Source organism: Mesorhizobium sp. C399B (assembly GCF_030323185.1).
Classification (GTDB): domain Bacteria; phylum Pseudomonadota; class Alphaproteobacteria; order Rhizobiales; family Rhizobiaceae; genus Mesorhizobium.
In genome coordinates this window covers 4,481,546-4,502,629 of record NZ_CP100472.1, presented here as the reverse complement: position 1 = coordinate 4,502,629, position 21,084 = coordinate 4,481,546, and the positions used below count along the sequence as shown (strand labels likewise).

Annotated in this window: 9 protein-coding genes and 6 pseudogenes; 5 read left to right on the top strand and 10 right to left on the bottom strand. The window is 60.6% G+C overall.

Annotation, left to right across the window (positions count from 1 at the left end):
- Positions 1 to 199: 199 nt before the first annotated feature.
- From NLY36_RS21445 to NLY36_RS21425, 6 genes are all read right to left on the bottom strand, one after another.
- The gene (locus NLY36_RS21445; RefSeq protein WP_023736370.1) at positions 200 to 979 is read right to left on the bottom strand and encodes a phytanoyl-CoA dioxygenase family protein; all 780 of its coding nucleotides are present in this window, start codon (positions 977 to 979) and stop codon (positions 200 to 202) included.
- Between the two features lie 510 nt (positions 980 to 1,489).
- A complete protein-coding gene (locus NLY36_RS21440) occupies positions 1,490 to 2,794 on the bottom strand; it encodes a lysine N(6)-hydroxylase/L-ornithine N(5)-oxygenase family protein (RefSeq protein WP_023736369.1) in 1,305 nt (434 codons plus the stop codon).
- 1,094 nt (positions 2,795 to 3,888) lie between these two features.
- The gene (locus NLY36_RS21435; RefSeq protein ID WP_023736366.1) at positions 3,889 to 4,245 is read right to left on the bottom strand and encodes a hypothetical protein; all 357 of its coding nucleotides are present in this window, start codon (positions 4,243 to 4,245) and stop codon (positions 3,889 to 3,891) included.
- A gap of 665 nt (positions 4,246 to 4,910) precedes the next feature.
- Positions 4,911 to 5,420, bottom strand: coding sequence for an IS110 family RNA-guided transposase (locus tag NLY36_RS21430; protein WP_245260282.1), 510 nt, complete (start codon positions 5,418 to 5,420; stop codon positions 4,911 to 4,913).
- 9 nt (positions 5,421 to 5,429) lie between these two features.
- On the bottom strand, positions 5,430 to 5,612 hold the full coding sequence (gene tnpB / locus NLY36_RS31635) for an IS66 family insertion sequence element accessory protein TnpB (protein WP_353620214.1): 183 nt from the start codon (positions 5,610 to 5,612) through the stop codon (positions 5,430 to 5,432).
- Between the two features lie 18 nt (positions 5,613 to 5,630).
- The gene (locus NLY36_RS21425) at positions 5,631 to 5,984 is read right to left on the bottom strand and encodes a transposase (protein ID WP_198020854.1); all 354 of its coding nucleotides are present in this window, start codon (positions 5,982 to 5,984) and stop codon (positions 5,631 to 5,633) included.
- A 409-nt stretch (positions 5,985 to 6,393) separates the two neighbouring features.
- Between NLY36_RS21425 and NLY36_RS21420 the strand changes: the two are divergent.
- From NLY36_RS21420 to NLY36_RS21405, 4 genes and pseudogenes are all read left to right on the top strand, one after another.
- A pseudogene (locus NLY36_RS21420) lies at positions 6,394 to 8,436 on the top strand (prolyl oligopeptidase family serine peptidase).
- 170 nt (positions 8,437 to 8,606) lie between these two features.
- Positions 8,607 to 9,302 carry an OmpW/AlkL family protein gene (locus NLY36_RS21415; protein ID WP_023736364.1) on the top strand — a complete coding sequence of 232 codons (696 nt, stop codon included), beginning with the start codon at positions 8,607 to 8,609 and terminating at the stop codon, positions 9,300 to 9,302.
- A 530-nt stretch (positions 9,303 to 9,832) separates the two neighbouring features.
- The gene (locus tag NLY36_RS21410; protein WP_023736363.1) at positions 9,833 to 10,045 is read left to right on the top strand and encodes an amino acid kinase family protein; all 213 of its coding nucleotides are present in this window, start codon (positions 9,833 to 9,835) and stop codon (positions 10,043 to 10,045) included.
- Between the two features lie 209 nt (positions 10,046 to 10,254).
- Positions 10,255 to 10,469: pseudogene (locus NLY36_RS21405) on the top strand (IS21 family transposase); the annotation flags it as partial.
- 108 nt (positions 10,470 to 10,577) lie between these two features.
- Here the strand turns inward: NLY36_RS21405 and NLY36_RS21400 are convergent.
- A pseudogene (locus tag NLY36_RS21400) lies at positions 10,578 to 10,768 on the bottom strand (transposase); the annotation flags it as partial.
- Positions 10,769 to 10,867: 99 nt separating this feature from the next.
- Positions 10,868 to 11,314 (bottom strand): annotated as a pseudogene (locus NLY36_RS21395) (PALP domain-containing protein); the annotation flags it as partial.
- Here NLY36_RS21395 and NLY36_RS21390 point away from each other — a divergent pair.
- Positions 11,312 to 12,101 (top strand): annotated as a pseudogene (locus NLY36_RS21390) (IS110 family RNA-guided transposase); the annotation flags it as partial. The pseudogenes NLY36_RS21395 and NLY36_RS21390 sit on opposite strands and share 3 nt — an antisense overlap.
- A gap of 459 nt (positions 12,102 to 12,560) precedes the next feature.
- On the opposite strand, the pseudogene NLY36_RS21385 reads toward NLY36_RS21390, so the two are convergent.
- Positions 12,561 to 13,043, bottom strand: a pseudogene (locus NLY36_RS21385) (transposase).
- Positions 13,044 to 13,238: 195 nt separating this feature from the next.
- Entirely contained in the window at positions 13,239 to 20,834 is a 7,596-nt protein-coding gene (locus NLY36_RS21380) for a non-ribosomal peptide synthetase (protein WP_286461376.1), read from the bottom strand.
- Positions 20,835 to 21,084 lie beyond the last annotated feature (250 nt).

Below are 21,084 nucleotides of genomic sequence, written 5' to 3'. Positions count from 1 at the left end.
CGGGCGAGCAAGGGGGGCACTGGTCGGGCTGTAGGCGCACAGAAGACCGCCTGCGACCACCTCCGCAATCCACGTGCCAAAGCGTCGTAACGGGCTGCGGTCGATGCTCCGCGAGCCCGCAAATCAGACGGCCATACGGTCCGCGCATTTTTGAGCGGTCGATCAGTCGTGTGCATGCCTCCGCCTGGCCTGCGTGAGCTCAATCGCGATAGAAGATGCCATTTGGCGGCTTGAGATTGTCGAGATCGGCCACTTTGCCCTCGGGCGGGTTAAGGGCGCGCTTAAGCACGTTATATTGAGCGCGGGTCGGCCCGCCGGTTGAGGCACGCTGGAACACCAAGTAGAGTGTCCGCCGAGAACGATTGCTTTTGTTCGGTCGTGAGTAGTGCGGTGCGTAATCGTCGAAGATGAAGATGTCGCCAGCCTTCCATACTACGGGTTCCCAGGAGAACTTTTCGGCAACTTGAGGATAGATCACCCCACCGGCATCCATAGGAAACACCCCCTTTTCGTGGTTGCCGGGGCTGAAAAAAAGCCCGCCGTTTTCCGGGTCGGAGTCGTCGACGCCTATGGCAACCACCGCATGGACCATTCGGTCGGGGAGTTTGTGTGGAATGTGATAAATGTCCTGATGCGGGAGATAGCCGCCGCTGTCTGGATAGTGGAAAATCAGCAACTCCTTGAGCCTGCGCGAAGCTTCGCCAAGCAAATCCTCGACCGCTGACTTTATGCGCTGATCTTCTAAGAGCAAACGGCGCAATGGATCATGGAAGTCGAGAAAATTCTCGATCTTGGAGGTGATCTTTCGATCATCCGTCGTCTTCTCGAACCACATGAGCCATTTATCATCACTGACATCCCAGCGTGACATATCTTCGATAAAAGTAGAGATATTTTCCTGATCTGCTGGAGTGAAGAACCGTTCGAGCCTGACGTATCCGTCCTTCTGCCACTTTTCTCTTTGTGCATCAGTCAACATGCGAAAAGCCTCCTGTTGGAAAAACTAGTTTGGTCAGACATCCCAGTTGGGTCGGTCGGGCGCGGATCAAGTTGCGGGTCCACGGAGACGGAACTCACGTGATGTGGGACGGCGATGCTAAGTGCGTTCCGCTCCGGCGGATATTGTCCGCAGAAGCTCGGCGCGAGATAGCCTATGTCAGGCTCAGCCGGATCCAGGGGTTGTGTAAATTGGGCCGTATCAATCGCTTCACCCGGTCCAACCACGACACGCATTGCTAAAGGCCCGCGCCATCCGCTAACTGCCGACCCAGCCATGGCCGCCAAGACCACGGCGCTCTTTCGAGTGAGCGACCTGGTACGGTGTTGGAAACCGTAGGGGAAATGCACGCCCCCAGAGTGATGCGATGCGCCGCTTGGTCGAAGGGCTTGGTCGGTCACGATCATATCGGAGAAGACTCCGGCCTTCGCCGCAGCGGAGGCGGACATCGTTGCCAGTATGCTGGACCGCTGATGATCAAAAGTGGACGAGTCATATCCCGCTGCCCATTTCTTCGGCTGCGGGGTCGGGCCAGCTCTCGATCGAGGTATGGGTAACGAAGCCAGGATGCTCGAGGTTCGCGCATGGCGCGCGCCCAAGAAGGCTATCGAGGATGCGGCGCGCGCGCCAGGCCAGCAAGCTTAGGTTCGGATCGGCCAGGCCGCGCTGCCCGAGGCTCGCATTTTGTACGAAGATGCGTCTGTCACACGGTCCGTCCCAGCTCACCGAAAAATCCTCGCGAATAGCTAATTCATTGTCGATCTGCTCCAAGCGGCTCATGATCGGTTGCAACAAGCTTGGGACGGCGTTCTCGTAGCCGGTAGCCAGGATGACGATGTCAGCCGTGACTTCTTCGACATCGTCCATGCCATGCTGCAGGGTCAGCCTGTGACCCGGTCCGGCGTTAATGCAGTGCGAGACGGTGCAGCCCGGCCGCAGTGTGATGTCGCATCGGTTTGGCTCGAAAAATGCGTGGCGGTACAGCGCCTGATAGATCGCGCGCAACGTGCTTTCTGAAATGCCGTCCGAAGCAAGCACGAAACGTCGCAGGAGCAGCTTACGCTGCGACTCGCTCATCGCCGCGAAGCGATCCGAAAAGCAGGGCATGAACAACTCGTTTGTGAACGGGCTGTTGTCCAGAGGCAGATAGTTTTCGCGCTGCGAGACCCAAGTGATCGAGGCAGGCCGCCGTTCGTTCGGCAGGCCGACAAGGTGCAACATCACCTCGGCTCCCGACTGGCCTCCGCCGACCACGCAGACATGCTTTCTCCGGACCTCAGGGTGGATGTGCAGTAAAACCGATGCGTGGAACAGGTTGCGCCCAATCCAGCCCTGAAATTGAGGCGGAATCTGCGCCTGCTTGCCAATGCCGACCACAACGTTTCTGGCGCCGAGAACCGCCTTATCCGTCCGCACCTGAAACTCGCCGTCAAAGCAGATTTCGCGCACTGTCTCGCCGCCACGCACAAGTGGGTTCCTGTGGAAGATCCAGTTCAGGTATTGTTCGAACTCCACTCTGAGCACGGCTTCGAACTGTGCGTTCAGGAAGTGATACAGACGCCCGTTCTCGTGCAGGAAGTTTACGAAAGTGTAGGCTGATCGCGGATTCACTAGAGTGACCAGGTCCTTGAAGTGGCTGACCTGGAGCTCCGAGGAATCGAATGCGATGCCTGGATGCCAGCGGAAGTCGACCTGCCGATCCAGGAACACTGCCCCTTTCCCAACTTGCTCGTGTATCTGACACGCAAGGCTCAAATTGGACGGGCCAGCACCGATCCCAACGCAAGATAAATCCACCTGCTTCCTCCTATAGCGTCTTCCCACTAGACGGCTTGGCGAATATCGGCCATAGCCATTAGCCTCCGCTCACGAACTTCGAGCCCCAGTCCCGACCGGGCTTGCGAGAATTTGTCCTGCGCGTTCGGGTCTTCGCATGTAGACCCGCGCATCCCAGCGCGGTAACAATCGACGGGTCATGCCGGCGACGTGGGGCAACGACGTTTGTCCTTTCCGCCCGTCTGGATGCCCCCCTCGCCGTCACGCGAGGAGCTTTCCAGGCCCACTAAGGTGTTTGAAGCCGGCGCAATCGCCTGCCTCGACCATGACGCGCCGGCCTTTCGGCGGCTTGATGGCAGGCGAGAGCGAGGTTTCACTGCGGCGACGGCATTTTCGGTGCGCATGATCATGGACGACGTCTCGCTGATGCGTTCGCAGAGTCCCATGCATGGGCCGTGCCAGAGAAGGAAATTTTATTAAACAAAGGGTTGGCGGATTTACGATCCTGTCGGAAATCCGACATTGGGGGGGGACGCCTCACTGCGGCGCCCGATTTGCAATCGATGTCGCCTTATTCCGATAGCTAATCGGGCACCTTCTGCACCAGAATACTTCTCTTGTGGAGACCTGCACGAAGTCTTCATGAACAGACAGTGCAGAACCTTGCGTCTCTGCCGGACAGAGTACCCGCACGATCGGCATCTGTTCCCCGCCGACCAGCCGACCGCGTGGCAAAAATTGAGAGCGGCGAAGCTTGCGCTAACGGCCACATTTCTCCGGTATTTCAGCGATGCATTCCTCGATACGCTTCAGGCGGCACTTCGCATTGCGAAGTTCATGTCCGGCTTCGAAACGCCGATGGCGCCCCTGAGGTGTAATCGCCAGGAGATCGCGCTCCGAATCGGTCTTCCTGGCAACACCCTAAAAGCTATGCGGGTTATGCCACCGAGACGTAATTTCCGGCAGGCCCACGCTCTAAACATCCGCTAATGCATCTAGAGAAAGCGTTCTTCGGGAAGAAGGCTGACGCTGCTTGGGGGAAAGCACTAGGAACCGTCGGATCTGACGCGTCGCGTCGGCCGATTGCGGCAGCTCCAAAGCGCAGGGACAGGCCGTCAAGCGCCGGGCAGCGTGCCCTTCATCGACATTGCGAAGACATCGAGCAGGATGGCCAGCCCGACGCCGCACGCGGTCAGGATAAGGCCGGCCATGAAGATGCGGTTGGCGCGTTCGTAGATGGGTCGGCGCAACGAACTCATGTCGAGTAGCAGGGACAGCGCCCGCAACTGCAACGTGATGCCGACCAGGATCGGCACAACGGCGAACAGGTCGTAGAGCCGCCATGGCATGGGGTTCGCCGCCCAATGCGTGACGAAGCCGAGCGAAAAGGCAAGCAGAATGCCGACGACGGTGATTGTGCCGTTGCGAAAAATCGTCTCGATCAGCTCTTCCTTCGGATCGTGTTCGTCCAAGCGTCCCTCCTCTCACTCAGCAGTTGCAGGCCTTTGCACGGTCGACGTAGGCTCTCGGGAAATCCCTGTACATCGCCGCCAACTAGTCAAGGGCCGAGGACCGAAGCCGCGATGCAAACGTTTTTGGTTGCGCTGCCCTCATCACTTTCTGGGGCGCCATCGGCCTTTGCCGCGAAGTGAACGATGGAAGCGCCGTCTGCCACGGGTGCTGCGCTCAGAGCGGCAGGGTCAAGGGCGTCATTTCAGCTGGAGTGTCTACAATGAAATAAAAAAAGCTGAATGGCACTCTAGGTGTTGGTCCCGAGCTTTGATGATTTATTTTCTTCCGAATGGAAGGAGGCACTATGGGCCAGGTTCTACACGGCAGCGCCACGACGACAGAGGCAGTCCGTCGTGCAATACAAAATAGTCATGTCTGGACGGCGCCCGCTGATCAAGGGTTTGTTTTCAGCGATGGGATGGTCGCGGGTGCGGTCATGTCTCCGGCCTGTTGCTGGGGTCTTGTGACTTCTGGCCCTGATGGTATCCGCTGATCCTTTGGCCTGATCAAGAGAGCGAGCTCGAAGCTCCGACTATGCTGCAGGCTTTCAGGATCTGTCCTCGTCTGTTCCCATCACGTCATTGTCACCCTCGATTCCGGTTAGCGGCCTTTGCCGATGCTGTTGTTACGCCGGTGTGCCGGCATAGTATGTTGCGTCGCGCATAAGTGCGAAGACGATACGGGCGAGCTTGTTGGCGGTCGTCACGGCGACAAGCTTGAAGGGCTTGGTCTCCATCAGGCGATCCGCCCGGTTTCCCAACGCATCGCCGGAACGCTTGCGATGGAACAGAACGGCATGAGCGCCGACTACGAGCAGCTTGCGCAAATGTCGGTTACCCATCGTGGAGACGCGTCCCAGCCGTTCCTTTCCGCCGGAGGAGTTTTGCCGTGGCGTGAGCCCTAAGAAGGCGGCGAATTCGCGCGAACCTGAGAAGGTGGAGATATCCTGGATGCTCGCCGCAAGCGCGGAAGCAGTAATGGGGCCGATGCCGCGAACGGTCATCAGACGGCGTGCCATTTCATCAGTCTTGGCAAGGGCCAGAATAGCCTGATCGCTCTGCCTGATCTCGGCATCAAGTCCGCTCAGTTGGCGCACCAACGGCAACAGTGCCGAACGCACGGTCGCCGGGATCATTCGTTGCCCTCAATGACGAGGGCAAAGGCAAACCCCAGACCCGTCCCACCAAACGATCTTTACCCTGTCAGCTCTTTTGGCGCGGTAGACGTAAAGCGCGCAGTTGAAAAGGTCCGAGCTGGCATCGCGCACCAGTGCCAGAAGGCCGTCGGGACCTTTTCTAAAATCGACCGGATGGCTGGCGACCAACACCTTCACGCCCGGCCGGAATCATGCCTGGCGGACCGCGCGAATAATCCTGGCCAAATGATCCTGGCCGACATCGGCGCCAGCCCGAATGACCACATCGCCCCAACAGATCTCCACCGTTGAAGACGCCGCTTGGGTGACCTCGACAAAGCCAATTCGATCCGCATCCCGCTGCGGCGTCACCGCACCGCTCTTGATCGCCTTGCGCCGCCAGCCGAACAGGTGCGAGGTCACCACTCCAGCCTCTCGCGCGATCGCCGACACATAGGCGCCCCGCTTCAGCGTCGCCTCGATCAGAGCCGTGCCTTCGCTTGCGCCGACCAGCGCCGCAGACGCTGCTGGCTTGCCTCCGGTTCGGAACCGCCTCAAGAACATGGAAACTTCTATCATCAGACATAGGCGCAGACATAGAAATTGACGCCGCAAGCTCCTCGCTCCTTCAGTGTCATCATCTCTCACCCATCATCTGATGCCGCGCCAGATGGGATTGGCTCCGCGCTTACACTAGATCGATCAGGCGCCTACCGTCGCAGTCATTGTCGGAACTACGACGATGTCGGACATAAGACACAGCGCTATCAAAGTGATCGTATTGTTCTGAAAACGTTTTCCTGGTTGGCACGACACATGCAAGTCCTATGCGCAAACGCACTGCCGCGCCGCACCAACTGAGAAGACCTCATCCCATGATCACGCTCGCCGAGCATGCGGTCGCCGCCGCAAACACTGAGCTTTCCCGAGCGGAAGGAAGCCTTTGCGCGGTCATTCTTCAGGTTGTACTGACATGATCGCGTTCGATTTCCGTCCAACTCTGAATGCTCCCGACGATGATGCCTATCTTTGGCTTGGAGATATAGAAGGCGAACGGGCACTCGACTGGACCGCCAGCCAGTCGGCCAGGACACTGGGGCACTTTGGTGGAACGCAATTCGAGCGCGACCGCGCCGCCCTCACAGCGATTTTCGACCGTCCGGACAAAACTCCCCAGATCAAGCGCAAGGGTCATTACCTCTACAATTTCTGGCAAGATGCCCGCAACCGGCGCGGACTGTGGCGCCGGAGCACCCTTGCCGCCTACATGAAGGCGGATCCCCAATGGGAGGCACTGCTCGATCTGGACGCCGTCGCCGTTAGCGACGGAGAGGACTGGATCTGGGGCGTGTCGATCGAGCCGGAGAGACGCGAAAGAGCCGTTCTGCGCCTGTCGCGCGGCGGAAGCGATGCGGTCGTGCATCGCGAATTCGATCTGAAGCCTCTTAGCTTCGTCGCCGACGGTTTCACCCTCGCGGATGCCAAGGGCGGGGTTAATTGGCTCGACCCTGACCCGCTTCTGCTTTCTAGTGCGTTTGGTGATGGCATGGCCACGCGCTCCGGCTACGCGCGCACCGTGCGGCTGTGGAAGCGTGGCGCGGATCCGCTCACCTCAGCGGTAATCTTCGAGGCCGATTCCGAATCCCCCGGCGTATCTGGTCATTTGGACCGTACTGCCGGGAGCGACCGCCTTTGGTTCATCGAGACGCCGGCCTTCTTCGAAATGATAGGTCATATCGGCGACAGGAGCGGGCCGAAGATACAGATGGACCTCCCATGGGACGCCCGCTGGAATGGATTCGGCGACTGGCTGGGGGTAAGGCCGCGCAAGCCGTGGACGGTGGGAGGGGCGACCCATGCCGCCGACGCGCTGATCGGCATCTCGCTTTCCTCGTTCATCGCCGGCGAGCCCAGTCTTGCCGCCCTCTTTGAATCAGGCGACAGGCGCTCCTTGCAGTCATTCTTCTGGAATGACGGGAAGCTCATCATTTCCTACCTCGTCAACCTCGTTCCGCATTTCGAGATGTTCACCTCCAGCCGCCAGGAATGGACGCGCCGAGCCCTGGACACCGTGCCCGCCGAAGGGACTGTTCACCTCTGCTCATTCGATGCGGAACGTCACCAGACCAATGGAGAGGTCCTCGTTTCGGCTCAAGACCCGATCACGCCGCCGCAGCTTTTTCTGATCGACCTCAATGCCGCGCCACCTCTCAGCGCCCCAGTGATCCTGAGGCGCAGCCCGGAGCATTTCGACGCATCCGGACTGGTGGTCACGCGCCACGAGGCAGTCTCGACCGATGGGGAGATGATCCCCTATACGCAGGTCGGCCCGGCGAGCGGGAACGGAGATGCCCCGGTTTATTTCACCGCCCACGGTGGGTTCGGCGTATCGGTCCTGCCCTACTACAACTCCTCGATCGGCAAGCTGTCGTTAGAACGCGGCGGCACGTGCGTGGTCGCCAACATCCGGGGCGGCGGCGAGTTCGGCAGCCGTTGGCACGACGCCGGGCGCAGACAGGGCAAACGCCTGGCCCATGACGATTTCGCCGCTGTTGCCACCGACCTGGTGCGAAGGGGCATTACGCGGCCGAGGCGGATTGCCGCCGAGGGCGCCTCAAATGGCGGCCTCCTAATCGCCAATCATTTCGGCGCACTGTTTAGCACAATCCCACTTACCGACATGCATCGCTACACCAAGCTTTTGGCGGGTGCGAGCTGGATTGACGAATATGGCGATCCTGACAAGCCGGACGATTGGACTTTCCTGAAGGAAAACTCCGCCTATCACGCCGCGGCGCCGGGACAGCCCTATCCGCCTATCCCGCTCGCCACCACGGAGCGGGACGACCGCGTCCATCCGGGCCACGCGCGTAAGATGGCCGCGAAGCTCTCGGCTATCCGGCCGCGCGGGCGGGCACGGCTACGGCAAGGACAACCTGGAGCGGACCGCGTTCATTGCGCTGGGTACAATTTCCTTCGCAGTTCGATCGGCTGGCAAACCGATATCGGTCGATAGGTGACCGGTGCCAACACGAGCAACATTTCAATAGGGAGTACAGATTGCTGATCACGAGCACGGTGCAAATATGTGTGCACAGTCACGCAGTTGCTCCGTTAATCTCAAGCAATTCCAACAGGGTTTTTCATAGTGCAATCGATCATTTCTGAAGAGCAAGGAGAGATATCATGGCGAGAAAGCAAACGGGCGTGGCGCGGGGAGCAACAGCGGCCATCGTCCTGATACTGGCGGGACAGCAGGCCGTCGCGGCCGACCTTGCGCAAGGCGCGAGCGACCCGCAGGCGGGAGCCGCGGTCACGGAATGGCCAAGCCCTTGGCAGGTCCGCCTGCGCGCGTTGGGGGTCATCACTGAGGATTCGGGCTACGTTAATACGGTGCCCGGCTCCGGTCTTTCCTATTCGGACACGGTGGTTCCGGAACTCGATATCTCGTATTTCTTCACGGACAACATCGCCGCCGAACTCATACTCGGCACCACCTATGCCAACATCGAGGGCCAAGGAGCGATCGGCGGGCTGGGCAATATCGGCAAGGTTTGGCTGCTGCCACCCACGCTCACATTGCAGTATCATTTTACCGATTTCGGCGCGTTCAAGCCTTATGTCGGCGCCGGCGTGAACTACACGATCTTCTATAACCAGGATGCCGGCAGCGCCGATGCTCTCAAGATTAAGAATACGTTCGGCACCGCGCTGCAGGTCGGCTTCGACTACATGGTGGATCAGCACTGGGGCGTCAACTTCGACGTGAAGAAGCTCTTCCTGAAGCCAGACTTCGACGTCACGGTGGACGGCGCGAAGCTGACGGGGAAGGCCGCTCTCGATCCCTGGTTGATAGGCGCAGGTGTCACCTACCGCTTCTGACAACGGAAGGCGAATGCCGGTTGTTGAAGCCCCGACCACGAAGTAAGCGCTCGTCTGGGCAGCCGATACGAATAATGAAGGGCGCCTCGTGCGCCCTTATATCTCCAAAGCCGTGACGCTCAGGAAAGGTGAGATTGGAGAGACGTGTCTTCACTTCTAGTGCAGCAACACTCAACGGCAGCACCATTAAGCCCGATCCGATTGCTTTCGGCTCGCCGGCTGATAGTGAAGGCCGATGCAGAAACCGGAGAGATACGCGGTCCTTGGCTTCAGACGCTAATAGAGGATGCGTCCGATTTTTCGCGCGCGGGCAGCAGGTGATCATCGTCGCCTCTGGTGCTGTCGCGGTCGGCTCAAGTCACTTCAACCAATCTGGACAGATCTCTGCGAGTTGAGAGAAGCAAACGGCCGCCGCTATCGGTCAGGTTCTACTCATGCGTACCTATGAACAGAGTTTCAAACGCCATGGTTTTGGCGTTGGGCAAATACTATTGACCGCGAAGATATAGACGATCAGTATCGCCGCCTGAATGCAGCTTTCAACCCTTCAACAACTTCTCAAAGTTGGCGCCGTACCCATAATCAACGAGAACGACACGACCGCTACGGCGGAGCTCTGTTTTGGCGACAATGACCGGCTAGCGGCACGGGTCGCGCAGATGGTAAACGTTGTCGTTCTGCTTTCCAACGTAGATGACTCTTCTCGGAAAACCCACACGATAACCCCGCAGCCCGCCTGGTGACAGAGGTTAGATGCATGACTCCCGGATAGAGGCAATGGCGGGTCATTCCCTGGCTCGCCACAGTTCGGGTGTCATGGTGACAAAGTTGATGGCAGCAAGGATTGCCACGGACGCGGGCTGTGAAATGTCATTGCAAGCGGTAACAAATCTTACCCGCTCGCGGCCATTGAGAACGGTGGGCCATCAACATGGTTCCTTCCGCTCGCTAAAGCCGGCCGATCCGCCATGTCGGCAAACGCCGCCTCGAACTGTTCGAGGAGATCGTGCGAGCAGCCTTGAGGCCGCTGCCGGTGGCACCGTTCGAATAACGTCTAATGGAAGGTGGCCAAGCGCATCCCAATTACCACGTCGAGGTCGACAAGGCTTTCTTCCGCATCGGCTGATCGGCCGCACCATCCAGGTCCGCCTCACCCATCCGGTGGTCCGAAGAGCCGTGGCGTTCTGGGTGGCGACCATGGAGGCTTTCGGCGCTCCACCAGCTGTTGTTGCCGGACGGCCGTGCAAACGGGCAGATGTGCGGCGCGATCCGCCAACCCGCGAACTCAACGAGGAAGTCCTTCCAGGCCGAGCGGCTCTCGCGATTGGCCGTCTCGACGGCCAGGATCTGGAGCGTTCCGTCGCAGTCGGTGCCGACCGCGATCGGCACCGTTCGCTCATGACGATGCCGGTTTCGCGCACCTTCTCGTAGCGGGCGTCGGAAATGAGGAAGGCAAACGGCTGTTGCCATTTCAGCGTCGCGCGGCCAATTCGAAGACTCTGAAATCTCCATCTGATCGATAAGTGCATCCGTCTTGTGGATGCATTGGATTAAAACAATCGGTTTTACGAACAACAGTGGACATGAAAAGACCTCGCTTCGGCGGCGCCTACAGGAGGTCTCTCGCCGTGCGAGATGCTGTAACCGTTGGTCGCCGGCGCGCCGCCGAGAGATGCGCGTAGAGGACCCTCGACCACCGGAAAGAAGCCCTTCTGGACGAGGTCGATCATTCCTTGCATCGATTTGCCCTCATAAACGGGATCGGTAATCATACCCTCGAGCCGCGCACACATTCGGATGGCCTCCTTCGTTTCCTCGGACGGGATGCCATAACGCGGGTATGCGTGGTCCTCGAGCAACACCACGTCATCCTCGACGGGTTCCGTTCAGAGATCGACGAGCTCCGATGTATGTTGGGCAATCTTTAGCACCTGCGCCTTGGTTTTGGTGGGGGTGGCAGAGGCATCGATACCGACTACATTGCGCTGTTGACCGTCCTTGGGGAATCCGAGACCCGGCACACCAAGGCCTTCCTGAAGGCCCAGCCAAACAAGTCCGATCGCATTGACGCCCGCGGCATTGCGCAGATGATGCGGGTCAATCTGTTTCGCCCGGTGCATGTGAAGACCCTGACGAGCCAGAAGCGCCGGGCGTTGCTGACGGCGCGCAACCTCCTACAGGAAAAGGCCATTGCCGTCGAGAACGACATCCGCGGCTTGCTGCGCAATTTCGGGCTCAAGGTCGGCAAAGTCGGCCCAGCCGGCTTCGCGGAGCGCATCCGCGAGCTCACCGACGGCATGCCCGATCTGGGCCGAGATCATCGAACCGCTGCTCGAGGCACGCGCCAAGCTGCGCCAGAATTTTGCCGCCCTGCACCGCAAGGTTTTGACCATCGTCCGGGTGACGAGAATTGCCGCCGGCTGATGTCGATTCCCGGTGTCGGCCCGGTCGTGGCGCTGGCCTACACCGCCACGATCGACATGCCGGGCCGCTTCCGGAACTCCAAGGTGGTCGGGGCGATTTTGGGCTTGACGCCGGTGCTCAACGAGTCGGCGAGAGCCGCCGCATCGTCGGATCTCGCTGTGCGGCGATCGCATGATGCGAACGCTGCTCTACGAGGCCGCGCAGACCCTGCTGACGCGGGTGACGAAATGGTCCTGGCTGAAGGCCTGGACGATGAACGTCGCCAAGCGGCGCGGCCAACAGAAGGCCGTTTTCGCGCTCGCCCGTCGGTTGGCGGTGATCATGCACCGGATCTGGCGCGACGGCACGCAGTTCCGCTGGACCAGGACTGAAATCATGCCAGTCGCCGGCTGTCCTCGTCCCGACCAGCGTCAGCATGCCGCCGTGCTCGTGCCCGTCAAGGGCCAAGTCGCTGCGCGATGGGTCCTTCGGTCCCCACCCTTGACGATCACTGCGCGCGGCGGGAAGCGCCGAAGCAAAGGTCGGGACGAGGACGAAGGAGATAGTCGCCCCATCGGCCGAACAAGGAGATAGAGATAATCATCGCCCCCGATGGAAGGTGACACAGTTCCACTTGCCGGTGGAAAGCCGTCCTTCGCGGGACGAGGATGAGGTGAGTTCGTAGTTCGGAAGTACCGATCGCGCTGGGCATCAGGACGCGGTAACAGATTGTTCCACCCCATTCTTCTGAATCCCCATGGAGGGCAGGGCCAGAGCGCCGATCACGAAGAGAAGCAAGGCCCCGCGAATGACGTGCAATGCCGGTGAGGCGGAAAGCTCGAAAAGCGCTTGACCTCAACACGCCGAATAGAGAAGCCGGAACTGATTGGCCGTCGCTCTTGTGCAGGATGTGCGGTCGGCGGCGAGATGCGTCTTCCAGGACTTAATGTGGTTCTCGGCCGCGCCGGCAGTAGAGATCCTCGTAGAGCCCCTTGGCCTTTCCGCCGGCAAGATTGGGGACGATGAAGCGGCTGTCGGCACCTTGGGCGCCGACCTTGACGCGGGCGATGAGTGCTCGACGCGGCTTCAACTGGCGGCGCCGTCCAGGAATTCCTTGAACCGGCGGACCTTGTTCGTCTTCGCCGAGGCTTCAAAACGCGCCAGCGAGCGGGCTTCCAGGTCCGCGACATGCTTGCGTAGGGTCGTGGTAGGCGCCACGCCAAGGATGAAGTCGACATCGTCAGCGCGACACCAGTCGATGATCCGCGGACTGCAATAGTGGCTGTCGGCCCGGATCAGGATTCGGGTGCTCGGCCAGATGCTCTGGATCGCCCGCACCAGGCGCACAAAATCCGGCTTCAGAGATCGTGCATACCATCGCCGAGCCAAACGAAAAGAGTCCGTTTGTCGGGTGTAGGTTGGCGCCCATATCTATTCAGTTGGATGCTCTCATCGCCTCCCGCGGTAAGGAGCAAGCAAGTCGATGGGAGGTAAGAGTTGGGGCGGGGGCAAGCGCGTCATCGTCACCTCTTCTTAGCGTGTGTTGTCGGCGAAACTATTTAAGGCTCTTGATAACATGCGTGCCAGCACTTTGCGATTTTCTCGGTTTCCCACCATCGTGTTGTGATTGCCTGGAACTGGAACTGCATGGATGGCCGTCGCACTTAAAATTCGGTCCCAGCCGCGCATGAGCGATCTTGCCTCTGGGCCAATTGAGCTCTCGCCCAGTCGCACACGACGGCTGGGGAAAGGATCAGCTGCATAAAACTGATGAATCTCAATTGGCAGGGACGGAACTTGATACGACTGCAGCGCCCTATGAAATTGGGCGGTTCTTTCAAACATCAGAATGTCATCGTGGAGATCACGATCCGGAGGTATCGCCTCGATTTTCTGTGCCTTTTCAAGCAGCTGAGCAATTGAACATTGTCCAGCAAAGCGGTCCAACACTTCGAAGCTCTCATCATCCAAGGATTCGAAACGGTCCAATACCATATTTCGGAGGATCTGAGAGGGGGATATGCTCGATCGATTTGCAAATAGCGTAACATCGATGAACGCCATGAAAGACACGGCTTCATCCAGACCCAGTAAGCGCTGGGCTATGGCGTAAGCCAAGATGCCACCCGAGCAGTATCCTGCAAAGCGGTATGGACCTTGCGGCTGAATCTCTTTGATTGCCAGGATGACCGTGTCAGCAATCGCTTCAAGGGTCAATGAACGAGCTTCATCGGAAGACGGCCATGGCAAAGCATAGACGGGACAGTCTATGTTCATTTCCTTTACCAAACTGATGACGTAGGAACAATCGCCCCAACCGTCGGGAACAAAGAAGAGCGGCGGTTGAGATCCCGTCGCACGAACGGGTAGAATGCCAGGTCTATGACGGTGAAAGTCAATCTCGACCCTCGATGCAAGCTCCTTCAGGACAGGAGCATGAAAGAGATCAGCCGCGCTAAACTTCAGTCCAAGATCTGATGCTCGGCTGAGTAGCTGCACCGCCAAGAGCGAGTGTCCGCCGAGTTCGAAGAAGTGGTCATGGCGTCCGACCCGCTCGACACCCAGAAGCTCCGCCCAGATCTGCGCCAGCGCCGTCTCGACCGCGCCGCGCGGCGCCTCATAGGCCGCCCGCGCATGGGCGTCGTCGGCCGGCGCCGGCAGCGCCTTGCGGTCGAGCTTGCCGTTCGGCGTCAGCGGCAGCGCCTCGATCCGCACGTACGCAGCCGGCACCATGTAGTCCGGCAGCCGCCCGCTCACATGCGCGCGCAAGGCGGCGGCAAGCCCGCCTCCATCGTCCTCGTCCGAGCCGGCATTGGGTCCACACACCACATAGGCGACAAGCTGCTTCTCGCCGGCGCGGTCCTCGTGCGCCACTACCGCCGCCTCACGCACCCGGTCGTGCTCACAAAGCCGCGCGGCGATCTCGCCCGGCTCGATGCGGAAGCCGCGGATCTTCACCTGGTCGTCATTGCGGCCGAGGAACTCCAGATTGCCGTCCGGCAGATAACGCGCCAGGTCGCCGGTCCGGTACATCCGCGCGCCTGCCCCATCGCTGAACGGATCGGCCAGAAACCGCTCCGCCGTCAGCTCGGGGCGGTTCAGGTAGCCACGCGCAACGCCTGCCCCGCCAATGTAAAGCTCACCCACCACCCCAAACGGCACGGGCGCACCTTGACCGTCCAGAAGATACACCCGCGTGTTCGCTATCGGACGCCCGATCGGGACAACTGGCCTGTCTAATCCAGCGGAATACACCCAGGCTGTCGCGTCAATCGTTGCCTCACTAGGCCCATAGAGATTGACAAGTGGCCGCGATGCCAATTGCAGCCATTTAGCTACATGCTCATTCCGGAGCGGCTCTCCGCCGCAGAATGTGTAACGTAAACTACGGACTTGCTTGGGATGAACATCATCACCCGTTGTCAATGCCGAAAGCAGCGACGGAACCAACTGAAGTACTGTCACCCGATACTTATTTACTATATCCAGAATTGTTCGGACATCTAATTGGCTGTCGAAGGGGAGAAGAGTTAATTGGGCCCCAATCGACAAGGATGTCCATAGCTCCCAAACCGCGGCATCAAAAGAGGGGGAGGTTCGCTGCAAGAAAATGTCGTGGGCAGCAAGTCGGAATCGATCCGCCTGCCAAGTTGTGTGATTCACCACTCCCCGGTGCTCGACCATGACGCCCTTTGGGGTTCCGGTTGAGCCTGAGGTGTAGATCACATAGGCGAGATGGCGCGCGGTGAGGCCAAGGGTGCGCGGGTCCGGGTTCGAGGCCGGCAACTCGGCCCAGGCCGGGGTCGCCGTATCCAGTTCGACCACGCTCACATCGGCCAGTGCCTCGGCGCCGAGTGCTGCGCGGCCGGCCGCATCGGCCAGCAGCAGGTGCGGCGTGGCATCGTCGAGAATCTGCCGCAGCCGCTGGAACGGATACGCCGGGTCCAGCGGCAGATAGGCACCCCCCGCCTTCAGGATCGCCAAAAGTCCCACCACCATCGCCAGGCTCCGCTCCAGGCAGATCGCCACCGGCTGGTCCGGCTTCACACCCAGTGCGATCAGATGATGCGCCAGCCGGTTGGCCCGCGCGTTGAGCTCGCCATAGCTCAGCCGCTCGTCCTCATGGACCAGCGCAACCGCCTCCGGCGCTTGGCGCACCTGCGCTTCGAACAGCTCGTGGATGCACCGCTCCGACGGATAGGCCGCCGCCGTCCGGTTCAATTCCTCAAAAAGATAGGCCCGCTCGTCGGTCGGCAGGATGCTCAGGTTACGCACCGGCGTATTGGGGGCATGCTCCAGTGCCCCTGCCAGTTGCCCGAGCACGTGCTGCATGTAGCCGCAGACCCGATCCGCAGAGATTGGCTCCGCCACCTGCGCCGTCAGGCCGAGCGCCTCGCCATAATCCTCCACCGACAGGGTCAGCGGATAGTTGGTGCGTTCCTCGCCGCCCAGCCATTCCACGCCCGACAGGACATCATCCGGTCCGGAGCCTGACATGGCCGCCGGCGTGTTGTGGCGGTAGTTCAATAGCGCGCTGAACAGCGGCGCCGGCGCCGCAACGCCGCTGCAGCGTTGCGCCAGCGCCAGCGAGGCATGCTCGTGCGCCAGCAGCTCCGCCAGCCGCGCATGTGTGGCCCGAACGCTCTCCTCGATCCCCGTCCCGTCCAGATCCAGACGCAATGGCAGGGTGTTCATGAACAGGCCCATCGCCCGGTCGGCGCCCGCACCGCCATGCATGCGGCCAAACAGCACCGTGCCGAACACCACCTGCTCTCGCCCGCTGCTGCGCGCCACCACCTGCCCCCAGGCCAGATGGCACAGGCTGGCCAGGCTCACCCCAAGCCGCCGCGCCTGTTCCCGCAGCCGATCGTTGAGCGCCTGCGGCAGCATCCGATGCGCCTCGCCGACACCGCTGCCGTCGCCGCGGACCTCGCTCAGCCCGAACGGCATGGTCGGCTCATCGATGTCCGCCAGCAGACCCCGGAAGAACTGCTCATGCGCCTTGGCATCAACCCCCATGCGCGCCTGCGCCACCAGATTGCGGAACGGCTGCGGCGTGCCCAGCTCATGCCCTCGGCCCCCCAGCACCGCCTCGACCTCGGAATGTAGCACCTCCGACGTCGTGTGATCCCCGATCAGATGATGGTGCAAGCTCAACAGCAGCCAACGGTCACTATCTGGTTCGACGGCGATCACGAACCGCATCAATGGCGCCCGGCCGAGATCAATACGATGCTGACGTGGGTCGAAACGGCGCTTCAACTGCTCATGGCCAGGACCACCATCTGCATCCAGCTCAACCTCGACCACATCCAGCGGTGCAGTGCGCCAGACCACCTGCGCCGGGTTGGACAGCCCCTCCCAGACAAAGGCCGTACGCAGGATGTCGTGCCGATCCACTACCTGCTGAACCGCACCAAGATAGCGCTCCAACAGGTCATGGTCGGCGAACGCCATCTGCGACACCAGCAGGTAGGGATCGCCCCGGCTGGCCAGCAGATGATGGAACAGGATGCCGTCCTGCAGCGGCGACAAGCCATAAATGTCCTGGATGTTGCCGATGCCACCGGGCACCGTGCCGACGATCCGGTCGATCTCCGGCTGGGCCAACTCAATGAGCGGCAGCATCTGCGGCGTAATCGCCGTACTGTGCTCGGTGATCAGGTTGGCAGGGACCGCCACCTCATGATGGCTGCCCAAGCCTGCGGCAAGATCGGCAAGCACCGGCCTGGCGAACAGGGTGCGCACCTCCACCCCAAGCGACAGCCGCCGCAGACGCTCCATCAGTTGAACCGCCAAGAGCGAGTGGCCGCCGAGCTCGAAGAAGTGGTCGTGGCGGCCGACCCGCTCGAGGCCGAGCAGCTCTTGCCAGTTCCGGGCCAGCAGCGTCTCGACCTCGCCCTGCGGCGCTTCATAGGCCGCCCGCGCATAGGCGTCGTCGGCCGGCGCCGGCAGCGCCTTGCGGTCCAGTTTGCCATTCGGCGTCAGCGGCAGCGCCGATAGCCGCACGAACGCCGACGGCACCATGTAGTCCGGCAGCCGCCCGCTCACATGCGCGCGCAAGGGGCCGGCAAGCCCGCCTCCGTCGTCATCGTCCGAGCCGGCCTCGGGTCCACACACGACATAGGCGACAAGATGCTTGTCGCCGGCGCGGTCCTGGCGCGCTACCACCACCGCCTCGCGCACCCAGGCGTGCTCGATGAGCCGCGCCGCGATCTCGCCCGGCTCGATGCGGAAGCCGCGGATCTTCACCTGGTCGTCGTTGCGGCCCAGAAACTCCAGATTGCCGTCCGGCAGATAGCGCGCCAGGTCGCCGGTCCGGTACATCCGGGCGCCTTCCACAAAGGGACTGGCGATGAACCGCTCCGCCGTCAGATCGGGACGGTTCAGGTAGCCACGCGCAACCCCCGCCCCGCCGATGTAAAGCTCACCCACCGCCCCGAACGGAACGGGCGCACCATGCCCGTCCAACAGGTACACCTGCGTGTTCGCAATCGGACGGCCAATCGGGATCGAGGCCATACCCTCGACAGATTGGGATATCTCGAATGTGGCACATCCAACCGTTGCTTCTGTCGGACCAAAATGATTAATCAGACGCACGCTCGGGAAACGCTCTTGCCAAAACTGCATGTCTGCCGGAACTAAGGCCTCGCCCCCGACCATGAGCGCTCTTGCCGGAGCCGGTCCATTGTGGGCTTCAAGTCGTTTGTTCAGCATGCTTAGATGCGAAGGCGTCAGCTTGATCAGATCATAGGTCTGACCATCCTCTACAGCACCAATCCAGTCTATTAGAATGCGGAGCCTGGCGCCCGCCAACAGAGGCCCGAACAAAGTCGTAATGCTGCCGTCAAAGCTAAACGACATCAGCATCAGCGAGCCGTTCGCAGCTCGTTCGTAATGGCGGCGATCCGACCAATGCAAATAGTTCACCAGACTGCCATGCTCGACCATGACGCCCTTTGGGGTTCCGGTTGAGCCGGAGGTGTAGATGACATAGGCGAGATGGCGCGCGGTGAGGCCAAGGGCGTGCGGGTCCGGGTTCAAGGCGGGCAGCCCGGCCCAGGTCGGGGTCGCCGTCTCCAGATCGATCGCCGTCACATCGGCCAGCGCCTCGGCGCCCAGTGCTGCGCGTCCGGCCGAATCGGCCAGCAGCAGCCGCGGCGCCGCATCCTCGAGAACCTGCTGCAGCCGCGCGCAGGGATAAGCCGGGTCCAGCGGCAGATAGGCACCGCCCGCCTTGAGGATCGCCAAAAGCCCCACCACCATGGCTGGGCTGCGCTCCAGGCAGATCGCTACCGGCTGGTCCGGCCTGACCCCGAGCCCGATCAGATGGTGCGCCAGCCGGTTGGCCCGCGCGTTGAGCTCGCCATAGCTCAACCGCTCGTCCTCGCAGACCAGCGCCACCGCCTCCGGCGCTTTATGCACCTGCGCCTCGAACAGCTCATGGATGCACCGCTCCGACGGATAGGCCGCCGCCGTCCGGTTCAGCTCCTCCAGCAGATAGGTCCGCTCCTCGGCCGGCAGCAGTTCAATCCGACCGACCGGCTGGCCTGCATCGGTCGTCACACCATATAACAAAGTTTGCAAATGCTGTGTCATACGGCCGATTTGCTTCGGCGCTAGTCGACTTGCATCAAACTGCCATCGAAAGCTCCCATCCTGAACGCAGACCTCAAACGTCAGCAAATCGCCGCATAGGCGTGCCCCAGCACCTTGGCTCGACGTCAAATCGCCAGCGACAGAACAGCTGTCTGTCGTGATTGTGAGGCCAAGCGGCCAGGGCTGGTGCGACCGTAGCGGCTCCACACCTCGCACTGTGGGCCAGCGCGCGATAAGATCCCGCGCAAAGCTACCGCGCTCCCTCAGCTGAGCGCATTCGGCTGCCACCATTTTGCGTATTTCTTCAAAATCATGTGCAAGATCAATGGTAACTTCCATCGGCGCGACAGAGGCGATAAGCACCTCCATCGCTTTAGAGCCAACTTGCGATCTATCCGATGCGGGCGTCCATCCCAGTTGAAGCTCTTTTTCTCCCGTGATGCGGGCGAGATAGATCAGCCAAGCCGTTACCAAGCATTCCGTGCGATCATGTGGCGACAGCTTAGCTAAAGCACTTGGAATGAACCACGAACTGGATTGCCATCTGGGCGGCGCCTCAGCGACGGACGACGACAGGAAAGGAAGTTGCAATATTTTAAACTGCTCTAGCCGCCGTCGCCAAAAATCCTCCCGAGGCGCCAGCAATTCATGGGTGGCAGTTATGCTCTGCGCCTCTTCATCGCTCAAAATTGGCAGACGATCACCTTCATTCAGATTGGAATGCCTGGCGAGGTCCCGCGCGTCCAGCGCCTGACCATCGGAGCTGCCAAAGCAAACCTCAACATCCTGCGTACCCGTCGCCACCCGCCAGTGGCTGGAGTGGATTTCAAGCAGGCAACCTGCCGGAAAGCCCGAGCGTTGTAGCACCTCCAGGCGTCTGACTGTGACAACCCCATCGCCTACGAGAGCCTTGGGCAGACACAATGGATTGGGATGATATGGCCCAAAGTCTAGGGCACGCGTCATCGCTGACAAATCTTGCGCGGATCGATCCCATCGCAGACAGCCTGCCGCATCTGGGCGTCGACGTCTCGGAAAATAGCTTCTGTTCACCAGCGCCTGCGGATAAGCAATAAGCTTCCCGCTCTTGAGGCCAGTTAAAAGCTCGCGGAAACCCTCGACAGCGGCCTCATAACATTTGAGGTTCAGGGTCAGTGCCGTATCGGTAGGCGCAATCAGCACTTGGCGCTGGACCACCACGTCACCCGTATCAACACCATCATCGATACGATGCCACGTGATGGCATATTCGGTCTCTTGCGCCAGCAGCGCCCAGGACGTCGCGTGCGTTCCCGCATATCGTGGCAATGGACCGTCGTGGTAGTTGAAAGCACCTTGACGCACAGTTCCAAACACGTCCGGTGGCAGTATGAACGGATTGGCAACGGAGAGTATCCAATCCACCGGCTCGGTCTTCAAAAGAGAGGAGAGCTCTTCAACACTCGCCATGCGGGGGATCTTGGCGCGCGCCGCCCACTCTGCGAATATGGCATCGCCACACAGGGCCGCACCAATGACGTGGCCCATCTCAATTGCCAGCTGAGCGCAGCTGATAGCAAGCGTACCACTGCCAACAAAGACGCTGGAGGAGATTGATCGGGCTGCAGGTTGCCTATCCCGACCGCCTGGTTCGCAAGCGCCTCCGCGCACTGGAGAAGACCGATATGCCATCTTCACCCCTCCAGCAGTCCACCCAGTAGGCCGGGCAGTGCCCGCCCCAGGCGCCGCGGCACGTAGCGGCCCAAACTAATCACACTGGTTCGGATTTGCTCGGGGG